The sequence below is a fragment of the Micromonospora sp. NPDC007230 genome (assembly GCF_042869115.1).
Taxonomy (GTDB): domain Bacteria; phylum Actinomycetota; class Actinomycetes; order Mycobacteriales; family Micromonosporaceae; genus Micromonospora.
In genome coordinates this window covers 110,729-123,087 of the sequence record NZ_JBIAFE010000003.1, presented here as the reverse complement: position 1 = coordinate 123,087, position 12,359 = coordinate 110,729, and the positions used below count along the sequence as shown (strand labels likewise).

The following is a 12,359-nucleotide window of genomic DNA, read 5'->3' as shown; positions in this document are numbered from 1 at the left end:
CTTTCCGGAAAGAGTGGCCATGGCGGCGGCGCGGGCGGGGCGAGGCGGCGCGGATGGGTGTGCCCGCCGGGTCAGCCGGGGGCGTCGAGCGGGAAGAGCAGGCAGGACGACGTGGCGTGGGCGATGAGGCGGTCCTTCGTGTCGGTCAGGCGCGCCTCGGCCAGGGCGGTACGCCGGCCGCGCTGGAGCACGGTGCCCGCGCAGCGCAGCCGGCCGCTGTCGACCGTGACCGGCCGGAGGAACTTCACGTTCAGGTCGAGCGAGGTGTAGCCGACGCCGGCCGGCAACGTGCTGTGGACGGCGCACCCGGCGGCGGTGTCGAGGAGGGTGGAGATCACTCCACCGTGCACCGTGCCGAGCGGGTTGTAGTGGAACTCCTGCGGCACCAGCTCGACGGTGACCCGGCCCTCGTCCGCCGCCATCCGGGCCATGTCGATCAGGTGCATGATCGGCGGCGCGGCCAGCTCCCCGGCGATCATCGCCCGCAGCAGTTCCAGGCCGCTGCGCCGACCGACGTGCGCAGCTCCGGCCAGCGGGTCGGACCAGGAGAAGGTGCGGCTGCGGTCCTGCGTCTGTGTCATGGACCCAGCCTCGCAGCGCGTTGCTGAGTCTGTCAATCAGACCTAGCCTGGTCGGCATGAGACCCGCGGCACTGGACTGGTCGGTGGAGAACTGCACCATCGCCCGCGCGATGGCCATCCTCGGCGAGCGGTGGACGCTGGTCGTGCTCCGCGAGGTCTTCAACGGCGTACGCCGCTTCGACGACATGCGGGTCCGCACCGGCATTCCCCGGCAGGTGCTCACCAACCGGCTCGCCATGCTGGTCGAGCAGGGTGTCCTGCGCCGCGTGCCGTACCGGGAGCCGGGCAGCCGGATGCGGCACGAGTATCGGCTCACCGACAAGGGGCTCGACCTGTGGCCGGTGCTGGTGGCGGTGCTCGGCTGGGGCGACCGCTACCTGGCCGATCCGGACGGTTCGCCGCTGACGGTGACCCACCGGGGCTGCGGGGCCGAGGTCCGGGTCGCGCTGCGTTGCGCCGAGGGGCACGAGGTGACCGAACCGCGTGACGTGTTACCCCGCCCCGGGCCGGGGGCGCGCCGCCGGAGCTGAGGCGTGACCCGGCGCGCGGACCACCGGACGGGGCCGCGCGCCGGGCGGGGGAGGGACTACCAGCCGAAGCCGTTGGCGTACGAGACGCTGGCGAGCACCGCCTGCCCGCTGGTGTTCGGGTGGAAGTAGTCCCAGCCGGAGACCTGGCTCAACACGAACGGGTAGCTGAACACCGCGTTGTCGTCGAAGTCGCAGTTCGCCCCGTACCCGGCGCAGGCCTGGGCGAGCTGGGTGTTGTAGTCGATCACCCGCTGCCGGACCCGGGCCCGCCGGTCCACGTCCGCCTGCGCGGTCGAGGTCGGGTTGGCCAGCATGGACTGGCAGATCCCGAAGGCCGACCAGGCGCTGCGGGCGCTGCCGCTGTCCTTGCCGACGTACCAGAGCCGGTGGATGTCCGGAATGCTGATCATGGCGACCCGGGCGTTCGGCAGGCCGGCCTTGATCCGGGTGAGGGCGCTGTCGATGTTGGCCCGGAAGGTGGCCACCGGGGTCATCGTGGACTCCGAGCTGGTGCAGGCGTCGTTGGCGCCGATGAGCATGGTGACGTACTCGACGCCCTGGCTGACCGCGGTGCCCGCCTGGCCGTACATGTCGGCGGACTTGGCGCCGGTCTTCGCGTCGTTGTGGTTGCGGCCCTGGATGCCCGGGTTGACCGCGCGAATCCGCAGGTAGTGGCTGTTCACGCCGGCGTCGTCGCCGGTGCTGAACGACCGTGCGGTGCAGTCGACATACCAGCCGCAGGCGTTGAAGCCACGGGTGATCGAGTCGCCCAGGCTGGCCATCGAGTTCGGCGGCGGGCCGGCGGCGACCGCGGGGGTGGCGGCGAGCAGGACGAGGGCGGTGGCGCTGGCGAGGGTGGCCAGCGCGCGTCGGACGAGGGTCATGGTGGCCTCCGGATCACGGGTGCCGGCGTGCTGCGGTGGCCTGATGGTATAGACGACGCCCTGTGTCCACAATGTTGCGTACTGTTTGCTTTTCGGGCGAGGCCAATTCGGGCAAAATGACGCCTTGCGCAGGATCTTAAATATGTGAATACTTTGGTCACTCGGCCGGTTCCCCCAGGTCGGCCGGGTTGTCCTCGGGCGCGTCCGTATGACGGCGCCCGTCACCCCCTCCTTGGAGGTTGTTACATGCGACCCACGAGGTCCTCGCTCCTTCGCGCCGCTGCTGTCGCCGTGGCCGGCACCCTGGTCACGGGCTCGCTGCTCGGCGCACCCGCCCAGGCGGCCCCCGCCTCGCCCGCGTCCCCGGACGCCGCCGCCGCGCTCGTCGCCAAGCTGGGCGACCGCGCCGCCGGCACGTACGCCGACGGCGGCAAGATGGTCGTCGCGGTGACCGACGCCGCGGCCGCCCGCCAGGTCCGCGCCGCCGGCGCCACCCCGAAGCTCGTCACCCGCGGGGCGAACAAGCTCAAGGCGGCCACCGACGAGCTGGAGCGGTCCGCCAAGATCCCGGGCACCGCCTGGTGGGTCGACGCGGCCACCAACCAGGTCGTGGTCTCGGTCGACAGCACCGTCACCGGCGCCAAGCTGGAGCGGGTCAAGGCTGCCGCCGCGCGCACCGGCGGGACGGTCCGGATCGAGGCCGAGCCCGGCGTGCTGAGCACCCGGATCTCCGGCGGCCAGGCGATCTACGCCGCCGGCGGCGGCCGCTGCTCCCTCGGCTTCAACGTCCGCAGCAGCTCCGGCACCACCTACTTCCTGACCGCCGGCCACTGCACCAACATCGCCTCGACCTGGTACTCGAACTCCGGCCAGACCAGCGTCCTCGGCACCCGCGCGGGCACCAGCTTCCCGGGCAACGACTACGGCATCGTCCGGCACAGCAACTCCGCCAACGCGACCGGCAACGTCTACCTGTGGAACGGCACCTACCGGGACGTCACCGGCGCCGCCAACGCGTACGTCGGCATGAGCGTGACCCGCTCCGGCAGCACCACCGGCCTGTGGGGCGGCAGCGTCCAGGCGACCAACGCCACCGTCAACTACGCCGAGGGCAGCGTCTCCGGCCTGATCCGCACCAACGTCTGCGCCGAGCCCGGCGACAGCGGCGGCTCGCTGTTCAGCGGCAGCAGCGCCGTCGGCCTCACCTCCGGTGGCAGCGGCAACTGCCGCACCGGCGGCACGACCTACTTCCAGCCGGTCACTGAGCCGATGAGCGTCTACGGCGTCAGCATCATCTGACCCTGATCGACACCGCGCAGAGCGGGTCGCCGGCCTCCGGCGGCCCGCTCTCCGTGTCTTGGGCCGGGCGTGCGGGGCAGGACGCCTGCGTCAGGAAAGGACCTTCCCCGGTCCGCAACCGCGCCCGGTGGCGGTGGGGACCGGGCCACCCTGACAGAATGCGGGGAGCAGACGTGTACCGCAGATGAGGAGACGCAAGCCGTGATCCGTACCCACAACGCCGGAAGCCTGCGCGCCGCGGACGCCGGCTCGACGGTGACGCTCGCCGGGTGGGTGGCCCGCCGGCGCGACCACGGCGGTGTCATCTTCGTCGACCTGCGCGACGGCTCCGGCGTGGTCCAGGTGGTCTTCCGGGAGGAGGACGCGCACGCGCTGCGCAACGAGTTCTGCGTGAAGGTCACCGGCGAGGTGACCCGCCGCCCCGCGGGCAACGAGAACCCGGACCTGCCCACCGGCGAGGTCGAGGTGACCGCGAGCGAGCTGGAGGTGCTCTCCGAGGCCGCGCCGCTGCCGCTGCCGGTGGACGACCAGATCGAGGCCGGCGACGACATCCGGCTCAAGTACCGCTACCTGGACCTGCGCCGCAGCGGCCCGGCCAAGGCGATGCGGCTGCGCTCGCGGGCCAACCAGCTCGCCCGCACCGTGCTGAACGAGCGGGACTTCCTGGAGATCGAGACCCCCACCCTGACCCGCTCCACCCCCGAGGGCGCCCGCGACTTCCTGGTCCCCGTCCGCCTCCAGCCCGGCAGCTGGTACGCGCTGCCGCAGTCGCCGCAGCTGTTCAAGCAGCTGCTCATGGTCGGCGGGATGGAGCGGTACTACCAGATCGCCCGCTGCTATCGGGACGAGGACTTCCGCGCCGACCGGCAGCCGGAATTCACCCAGCTCGACATCGAGATGTCCTTCGTCACCGAGGACGACGTCATCGAGCTCGGTGAGTCGATCGTCTCGGCGCTCTGGTCGGACCTGGCCGGCCATGAGATCGCCCGGCCCATCCCCCGGATCACCTGGCACGACGCTATGTCCCGCTACGGCTCGGACAAGCCGGACCTGCGCTACGGCGTCGAGCTGACCGAGCTGACCGACTACCTGCGCGGCACCGAGTTCCGGGTGTTCGCCGGCGCCATCGACGCGGGCGGCTACGTCGGCGCGGTGGTGATGCCGGGCGGCGCGGCGCAGAGCCGCAAGGAGCTGGACGGCTGGCAGGACTGGGCGAAGGCGCGCGGCGCCCGCGGCCTGGCCTACGTGGTGCTCGACGCGGAGACCGGCGAGGCGCGCGGCCCGGTGGCCAAGAACCTCTCCGAGGCGCACCTCGCCGGGCTGGCCGACGCGGTCGGCGCCAAGCCGGGCGACGCCGTCTTCTTCGCCGCCAGCACCAACACCCGCGAGGCGCAGGAGCTGCTGGGTGCCGCCCGGATTGAGATCGCCAAGCGGGCCAACCTGATCGACGAGACCGCCTGGGCGTTCTGCTGGGTGGTCGACGCGCCGATGTTCGAGCGCACCGACGAGGGCGGCTGGACGGCCGTGCACCACCCGTTCACCTCGCCCAACGCCGACTGGGTGGACCGGTTCGAGGAGGCGCCCGACCGGGCCCTGGCCTACGCGTACGACATCGTCTGCAACGGCAACGAGATCGGCGGCGGCTCCGTCCGTATCCACCGGGGCGACGTGCAGCAGCGGGTCTTCGACCTGCTCGGCATCTCCCCGGAGGAGGCGCAGGACAAGTTCGGCTTCCTGCTGGAGGCGTTCAAGTACGGCCCGCCGCCGCACGGCGGCATCGCCTTCGGCTGGGACCGGATCTGCATGCTGCTGGCCGGCGCCGACTCGATCCGCGAGGTCATCGCCTTCCCGAAGACCCGGGGTGGCTTCGACCCGCTGACCGGCGCACCCACGCCGATCACCGCGCAGCAGCGGGCCGAGGCGGGCGTCGACGCCAAGCCGAAGGCCGCCACCGGCCCGCACGCCGGCACCGCCGGCCCGGTGGCGCCGGTCGCCGACCCGACCTGATCCTGATGCTTCGCGCCGTTGATCATGAGGTTGGCGGGCACCGCTTCGGCGTGTCGCCCCGCTAGCCTCATGATCGACGAGTCGGAGAGGCGGACGGCGTGACGCTGCTCGTGGTGGGGGCCAGCGGGTTTCTCGGCGCGGAGGTGTGCCGGCAGGCGGTGGCGGCGGGACAGCGGGTGGTCGGCACCTGGCACTCGGCCGCCGTCGCGGTGCCGGGCGTGGCCGCCCGCCGGCTCGATGTCACCGACCGGTCCGCCGTCCGCGCGCTGCTGACCGAGGTACGCCCCGACGCCGTCGTCGCCACCCCCTACCGCTACGACGACTGGACGGTGACCGCCGACGGGGCGGCCCACGTCGCGGCCGCTGCGGCCGAGGTGGGCGCCCGCCTGGTGCACCTGTCCAGCGACGCGCCGCACGGCGGGCGCCCGGCGCCGTACCGGGACGACGACGTGCCCACCCCGGTGAACGCGTACGGGGCCGCGAAGGCGGCCGCGGAGACCGCGGTGCGGGCGCTCGACCCGGGTGCGGTGCTGGTGCGTACCTCGCTGATCGTGGGGGAGGGGAGCAAGCAGATCCAGCTCTGCCGGGACGCGCTCGCCGGCCGGGCCGCCCTCTTCACCGACGAGCTCCGCTGCCCGGTGGACGTGGTGGATCTCGCCGCCGCGGTGCTGGAGCTGCTGCCCTCCGGGTACGCCGGCCTGCTCAACGTGGCCGGACCGGACCCGGTCAGCCGCGCCGAGCTGGGCCTCCTGGTCGCCCGGCACCTCGGCCTCGACCCGGCCGGCCTGAAGACCACGACCAGCGTCGCCACCGGCCGGCAGCACCCCACCGAGGTACGCCTCGACTCCTCCCGCGCCGCCGGCCTGCTCCGTACCCGCCTGCGCGGCGTCACCGAACTCTTCGCCTGACGCCTGTCCGGTGCCCCTGTCGGACCATGCACACTTTCTATGCACAACTCTTGTGCATAGAAAGTGTGCACAGATATTGTGCATCCATGGGGAACGACAGAAGGCCGGCGCCTCGCGAGGTGCGGCTCGACCACCGGCAGGTACGCGCCCTGGCGCACCCGCTGCGGACCCGACTGCTCGGAGCGCTGCGGGTGAAGGGACCCGCCACCGCCACGCGCCTCGCCGAGCTGCTCGGCACCAACACCGGGGCGACCAGCTACCACCTGCGCCAGCTCGCCGAGGTCGGGCTGGTCGCCGAGGACCCGGATCTCGGCACCGGCCGGCAGCGGTTCTGGCGGGCCGCGCACGACGTCACCAACTGGGAGCCGACCGACTTCGACGACGACCCGGACGCCCGGGCCGCGATCGACTGGATCCAGGGGAACCAGGTGCGGCACTTCGTCGAGCACGCCGAGAAGTGGCTCGCCGTCCAGCACGAGTGGTCCCCGGCCTGGCGGGACGCGTTCGGCATGGGTGACATCTTCATGACCATCCCGTCGACACGACTTGCGGCGCTGCAGACCGAGGTGTGGCAGATCCTCGACCGCTACCGCGCGGAGGCCGATCCCACGGAGCCCGGTGCCGAGCAGGTGCAGATCTTCCTCGCCGCGCTGCCGCTGCTGGCGGACCTGCGGCTCGCCGACCCGCCGTCCGAGGAGGAGCGATGAGCACGCTGTCCGTACGCCAGGTCCGGTTCCGCTACCTCACCCTCTACGGGCTGCGCTGGCTGCCCAGCGGCCTGCTGATCCCCGTGATGATCCTGCTGATGCAGGAGCGCGGCCTGTCGCTCGCCCAGATCGGCCTGGCGGCCACCGCGCAGGGCCTGGTCGTCCTCGCGCTGGAGCTGCCCACCGGCGGGTTCGCCGACGCGCTCGGCCGCAAGCCGGTGCTCGTCACCGCCTGGGTGATCAGCCTGATCTCGCTGGCCCTCTTCGCCGTGGGCGACTCGTTCTGGCTCCTCTTCCTGGTCTGCGCGTTGCAGGGCGTCTACCGGGCGCTGGACAGCGGCCCCCTGGAGTCCTGGTACGTCGACGCCGCCCTGGCCGCCGACCCGGACGCCGAGTACGAGCGCGGCCTCGGTCACGCCGGCACCGTCAGCGGCCTGGCCATCGGCGCCGGCGCGCTGCTCAGCGGTGGCCTGATCGCGCTCGGCCCGGTCGGCCCGGTCAGCGCGCTGACCGTGCCCGTGCTGGTGGCCCTCGTCCTGCAGGGCGTGTCGCTGGTCGCGCTGCTGGTCCTGCTGGTGGAGACCCGGCCGGCCAAGGGCGCTGCCGCGCTCCGCGCCTCGGTGGTCGAGGCGCCCCGGATGGTCGGGCAGGCGATCGGCCTGCTGCGCCGGTCCCGGGTGCTGCTCGCCCTGGTCGCCGTCGAGCTGTTCTGGAGCTTCGGCATGGTCACCTTCGAGTCGCTGCTGCCGGTCCGCCTCGCCGAGGTGGTCGGGAACGCCGACCGGGCGGCCGTTCTGCTCGGCCCGGCCAGCTCGGCGGCCTGGCTGGCCAACGCGGCCGGCGCCGCGCTCACCCCGTTCCTGCTGCGCCGGCTGGGCGCCGCCCCCGCTGCCGCCCTCATGCGGGTGCTCCAGGGCGCGACCGTGGTCGGGATGGGCCTGCTCGCCGGCCCGGTCGGGGTGCTCGTCGCCTACCTGGCCTGCTACACCGTGCACGGGGCGTCCAACCCGCTGCACATGGGTCTGCTGCACCGCCAGGTCGACGGGCCGTACCGGACCAGCGTCATCTCGCTGAACTCGATGATGGGCCAACCGGGCTTCGCGCTCGGCGCGGTCATCCTGACCGCGCTGGCCGACCGCAGCAGCGTCAGCCTCGCCATGCTGGTCGGCGCGGTGGTGCTGGCGCTGGCCGCCCCGCTGTACCTGCCGGCCTGGCGGGCCAGCCGGTCCGCCCGCAGCGTGGCGGAGGAGACCGCCTCCGGCGCGGGCGATCTCGCCTCCGGCCCGGACGATCCCGCCTCCGGCCCGGGCCTTCCGGGCGCCGGCCCGGTGCCGGCGGCGCCCGTCGGCGACGCGCCGGTCGCCCCGACGGCCGGCCCGGTCCGGGCGGGCTGACGTGCCCGAGGCCGCCCGGTCCGGACACCGCCAGGTCACTGGCCTGGCGGTGTCCGGCGTGCCGGACCGCCGCCAACTCGCCGACCTGCGGGCGTCGGGCGAGCCGGGACGCCAACTCGGCGATCTGTCGGCGTCGGGCGGGCCGGGACGCCAGGTCGGCGAGGTGGCGGTGTCGAGTGGGTGGGGATGCCCCCGGGTCGGCGACCTGGCGGTGCCGGGGGGCCGGGACGGCGCGTGGCGGCGCCCGCGCAGGCGGGTCGTGCGGCCGTCCTCAGCCGAGGTGGACGGAGCTTCGGGGCTCAGCGCCGGTGTAGCCGAGGCGACGGTAGAGCCGGATCGCGGCGACGTTGTCCGTGTAGACGCCGAGCGCCACGTGGTCGTACCGGGCGAAGAGGGCGCGGGTCATCCCGGCGGTGAGCGCCGCGCCGAGGCCACGGCCCCGGCGGTCGGCCGCCACGGTCAGCCCGGCCAGGAAGCCGATGTCGCCCCGGCTGCGGTCGGCACCGCAGGCCACCAGGCGATCACCGTCGCGGATGCCGTACCAGTCGACGACCCGCGGGTCGCCGGGACGGGTGGTCGTGGTGGGGAAGGACGCCTCGATCAGCGCAGCCAGGGCCGGGTGGTCGGCCTCGGTGAGGCGGACCACCCGTTCCTCCTCCGCCTGGCGGGGCGGCGGGGTGGCGGTCCAGAGGAAGTCCCAGTTGTTGAGGCGGGCCACGGACAGCCGGCCGGCCAGCTCCTCCGGTGACGTGCGGGGCAGGTGCAGCCACTGCCCGGCCTGCAGGGTCCCGTCCGCCACCAGGCCGGCGCAGGCGTCCAGCGCCGGACCCAACGCCCCGAGCGCCTCGGCGGCCGGGCCCCGGCCCGGCGGCAGCAGCCAGCCCACCGCACCGTCCCGCCGCCAACCGCGTGCCTCGTGGCCCCGCCACAGGGCGTGCCGGGCGTACGGGTGGTGGCCGGCGGCGGCGAGCAGGGCATCCCGACCCACCAGGACCTGGTCGGCACTGATCATGCGACCAGCCTACGAGAGGAGACCTCATGCCCGGCATTCGCTCCGCACACCCGGTACGCCTGCCCGGCCGCCGCTGCCTGCTGCGTGAGTGGGACGACGACGATCTGGTCGCCATGCACGCGCTGTACAGCGACCCGCGGGTCGTCGAGCGGGTGCTGGACGAGTCGCCGCCGTCGGTGGACGAGATCCAGGCGGTCCTGCCGGCGTGGCGCCGGGCCGCGCAGGATTCGCCGCGCCTGTCGTACCGGCTGGCCGCCGCCTCGGCCGACCGGGTGGTCGGTCTGGGCACCCTCACCGTCACCAGCCCCGAGCACCGGCGCGGGGAGATCGGGTACGTGATCCACCCGGATCACTGGGGCCGGGGCCTCGGCACGGAGGTCGCCGGCCTGCTGCTGCGCCTCGCGTTCGAGCAGGTGGGCCTGCACCGGGTGGAGGCCACCACCCGCCCGGACCACGCCGCCTCGTGGCGGGTGCTGGAGAAGGTCGGGATGCGGCAGGAGGGGATCAGCCGCGACCACTTCTTCGTCCGGGGCGCCTGGTGGGACTCCGTGCGCTACGCCGTCCTCGCCACCGACCCGTGGTCGGTCGGCTGAGCGGAGCCCTGTCCAGCGTGGAGATTGACGGACAGACCGATCGGGTACATCCGTCGTCGACCTACTGGGACCCCCACCGGAGGAACGACCATGCTCGCCATAATCGCGGCCGTCGTGTTCGGCTTCGCGTTGCTGCTCGACTTCCTGAACACCAACCTCGGCGCGCCCGACCTGTTCAACGCGCAGACCCTCAGCCTGATCGGCTTCCTGCTGCTCGCCCTCTACCTGGCCGGGGTGGGCTCCGGCGCGCGCGGCGGCCGTTGGTACCGGGGCCGGCGCCCGGGTCGCGGCTGACCGGAACCGATCAACCCGGGCCGGGCCAGCGGCGCGATTCCAGCGTCGTCGGGCCGGCCCGGTACTGTTCTCGTGATGGAGTCCGACGCCCTCTTCACCCTCGGCGAACCCGCCGGAGCGCCCAGCGCCCCCGCGGGCTCCGGCGGCGTCGACGGGTTCACCACCGTCGGGGCGGACTCCCCCCTGCCCGTTCGGATGCGGCCGGCCAGCATCGACGAGCTCGTCGGGCAGGACCACCTGCTCGCCCCGGGCGCGCCGCTGCGCCAGTTGGTCGAGGGCGCGGCGCCGATGTCGGTGATCCTCTGGGGGCCGCCGGGCAGCGGCAAGACCACGATCGCCCATCTGGTGGCCCGGGCCACCGACCGGCGCTTCGTCGCCATGTCCGCGCTGACGGCCGGCGTGAAGGACGTCCGCGCGGTGATCGAGGCCGCCCGCCGGCAGCGCCGCTCCGGCGGGCCGCAGACGGTGCTCTTCATCGACGAGGTGCACCGGTTCAGCAAGACCCAGCAGGACTCGCTGCTCGCCGCGGTGGAGGACCGGACGGTCACCCTGCTCGCGGCGACCACGGAAAACCCGTACTTCTCGGTCATCTCGCCGCTGCTGTCCCGCTGCGTCCTGCTGACCCTGCAGCCGTTGGACGACGACGCCGTGCGTGGCCTGCTGCGCCGCGCGGTCGCCGACGAGCGCGGCCTGGCCGGCGCGCTCACCCTGGAGACCGAGGCCGAGGACCACCTGGTCCGCCTCGCCGGCGGCGACGTACGCAAGGCGCTCACCGCGCTGGAGGCGGCGGCCGCCACCGCCACCGCGCTCGGCACCGGGCGGATCGACCTGGCCACCGCCGAGCAGGCCGTCGACGTCGCCGCCGTCCGGTACGACCGCGACGGCGACGCCCACTACGACGTGACCAGCGCGTTCATCAAGAGCATGCGCGGCTCGGACGTGGACGCGGCGCTGCACTGGCTGGCCCGGATGCTGGTGGCCGGCGAGGACGCCCGGTTCATCGCCCGGCGGATGGTCATCTTCGCCAGCGAGGACGTCGGCATGGCCGATCCCACGGCGCTGACCGTCGCCACCGCCGCGGCGCACGCCGTCGAGTACGTCGGGCTGCCCGAGGCGCAGCTCAACCTGGCTCAGGCGGTGATCCATCTGGCCACCGCACCGAAGTCCAACTCGGCCACCACGGCGATCGGCGCGGCCATCGCCGACGTCCGCGCCGGCCGTGGTGGACCGGTGCCCCGCGGGCTGCGCGACGCCCACTACTCCGGTGCCCGGGGGCTCGGGCATGGCGCCGGCTACCGCTATCCGCACGACGACCACCGTGGGGTGGTCACCCAGCAGTACGCTCCGGACGATCTCGTCGGGACCGACTACTACCGGCCCAGCGGGCACGGTGCGGAGCGCGCGGTGGCCGGCCGGCTGCCGCTGCTCCGCCGGATCGTCCGCGGGCTGCCGGCGCCGGCGGCGCGGGTGGAGGCCGCCGTCAACGGTGGTCGCCCGCCCGGCGCCGAGCAGGTCAACGCGGCGAATGAGGGCGGCAGTGACGCCGTCGGAGAGGGTCAGCAGTGATGGCGCGTGGTCCGGAGCGGCCGGAGGACGGCCCCGACGAGCGGCGCGACCCTCGTGCCAAGGGCCGCCGGTGGGGGCGTGGCAAGGCCGACGCCGAGCCGGACGCGGCGACCGCTGGCGAGGAGTTCGGCTGGATCGACGACCTGCGTACGGCGAAGCAGCAGCGGGCCGACCTCGGCCCGGGCGGGGACGATCCCGGTGCCCGCCCCGGCGCCGCGCCGCCCCCGCGCGGCGGGATGCCGCCGGCGGCCCCCGGCCCTCGGCCCAGCGGGCCGTCGCCCGAGCCGACCCACGGTCCCCGTCCCGGTGCGGTGCCGCCGCCCGGCGCCGGCCGGCCCGGGCCCGACGGTCCGCCCGCCCGGCATGGCGCGGCCGGCGCCGGACCCGCCACGCCCCCGGTCCGCCCCGGCGGCCCCGCCGCCGGACGCCGCCCCGTCGAGGGCCCCTGGCCCGGCGCACCGGAGCCCACCCGGCACCCGGCCGAGCCGTCCCGGCCGCCGCGCCGTGGCGGAGACGAGCCGACCGGCCAGCAGGGACCGGTGCCCCCGGCCCCCGGCCAGACGAGCGGCCCGCCCGACCAGCGC

General features: G+C 74.2%; 12 protein-coding genes. 9 read left to right on the top strand and 3 right to left on the bottom strand.

What is annotated here, in order from left to right; all coding sequences use genetic code 11:
- Positions 1-71 precede the first annotated feature (71 nt).
- Positions 72-581: a PaaI family thioesterase gene (locus ACFYML_RS05770; RefSeq protein ID WP_387419491.1), complete on the bottom strand. Its 510-nt coding sequence runs from the start codon at positions 579-581 to the stop codon at positions 72-74.
- Between the two features lie 56 nt (positions 582-637).
- Here ACFYML_RS05770 and ACFYML_RS05765 point away from each other — a divergent pair, with 56 nt between their 5' ends.
- Positions 638-1,111 (top strand): winged helix-turn-helix transcriptional regulator, encoded by a 474-nt coding sequence (locus ACFYML_RS05765; RefSeq protein WP_387419490.1) that lies wholly within the window; start codon positions 638-640, stop codon positions 1,109-1,111.
- Positions 1,112-1,167: 56 nt separating this feature from the next.
- Here the strand turns inward: ACFYML_RS05765 and ACFYML_RS05760 are convergent, their stop codons facing one another.
- Complete coding sequence (locus tag ACFYML_RS05760; protein WP_387419489.1) at positions 1,168-1,995, bottom strand: GDSL-type esterase/lipase family protein; 828 nt, start codon at positions 1,993-1,995, stop codon at positions 1,168-1,170.
- Between the two features lie 246 nt (positions 1,996-2,241).
- On the opposite strand from ACFYML_RS05760, the gene ACFYML_RS05755 reads away from it, so the two are divergent.
- From ACFYML_RS05755 to ACFYML_RS05735, 5 genes are all read left to right on the top strand, one after another.
- Positions 2,242-3,294, top strand: a complete 1,053-nt coding sequence (locus ACFYML_RS05755) for a S1 family peptidase (protein WP_387419488.1) — start codon at positions 2,242-2,244, stop codon at positions 3,292-3,294.
- A gap of 201 nt (positions 3,295-3,495) precedes the next feature.
- Positions 3,496-5,301, top strand: coding sequence for an aspartate--tRNA ligase (gene aspS / locus ACFYML_RS05750; protein WP_387419487.1), 1,806 nt, complete (start codon positions 3,496-3,498; stop codon positions 5,299-5,301).
- A 98-nt stretch (positions 5,302-5,399) separates the two neighbouring features.
- Positions 5,400-6,209 carry a sugar nucleotide-binding protein gene (locus ACFYML_RS05745; protein ID WP_387419486.1) on the top strand — a complete coding sequence of 270 codons (810 nt, stop codon included), beginning with the start codon at positions 5,400-5,402 and terminating at the stop codon, positions 6,207-6,209.
- Positions 6,210-6,295: 86 nt separating this feature from the next.
- Positions 6,296-6,916 carry an ArsR/SmtB family transcription factor gene (locus tag ACFYML_RS05740; RefSeq protein ID WP_387419485.1) on the top strand — a complete coding sequence of 207 codons (621 nt, stop codon included), beginning with the start codon at positions 6,296-6,298 and terminating at the stop codon, positions 6,914-6,916.
- Complete coding sequence (locus ACFYML_RS05735; protein WP_387419484.1) at positions 6,913-8,310, top strand: MFS transporter; 1,398 nt, start codon at positions 6,913-6,915, stop codon at positions 8,308-8,310. The genes ACFYML_RS05740 and ACFYML_RS05735 overlap by 4 nt, the downstream gene beginning before the upstream one ends.
- Positions 8,311-8,581: 271 nt before the next feature.
- On the opposite strand, the gene ACFYML_RS05730 is transcribed toward ACFYML_RS05735, so the two are convergent.
- Positions 8,582-9,322, bottom strand: a complete 741-nt coding sequence (locus ACFYML_RS05730; protein WP_387419482.1) for a GNAT family N-acetyltransferase — start codon at positions 9,320-9,322, stop codon at positions 8,582-8,584.
- 26 nt (positions 9,323-9,348) lie between these two features.
- On the opposite strand from ACFYML_RS05730, the gene ACFYML_RS05725 reads away from it, so the two are divergent.
- The 3 genes from ACFYML_RS05725 to ACFYML_RS05715 all read left to right on the top strand — a co-directional run bounded on the left by ACFYML_RS05725 (position 9,349) and on the right by ACFYML_RS05715 (position 11,775).
- Entirely contained in the window at positions 9,349-9,915 is a 567-nt protein-coding gene (locus ACFYML_RS05725; RefSeq protein WP_387419481.1) for a GNAT family N-acetyltransferase, read from the top strand.
- 90 nt (positions 9,916-10,005) lie between these two features.
- A complete protein-coding gene (locus ACFYML_RS05720; RefSeq protein WP_387419480.1) occupies positions 10,006-10,209 on the top strand; it encodes a hypothetical protein in 204 nt (67 codons plus the stop codon).
- 75 nt (positions 10,210-10,284) lie between these two features.
- Positions 10,285-11,775 carry a replication-associated recombination protein A gene (locus ACFYML_RS05715; RefSeq protein ID WP_387419479.1) on the top strand — a complete coding sequence of 497 codons (1,491 nt, stop codon included), beginning with the start codon at positions 10,285-10,287 and terminating at the stop codon, positions 11,773-11,775.
- Positions 11,776-12,359: the final 584 nt, after the last annotated feature.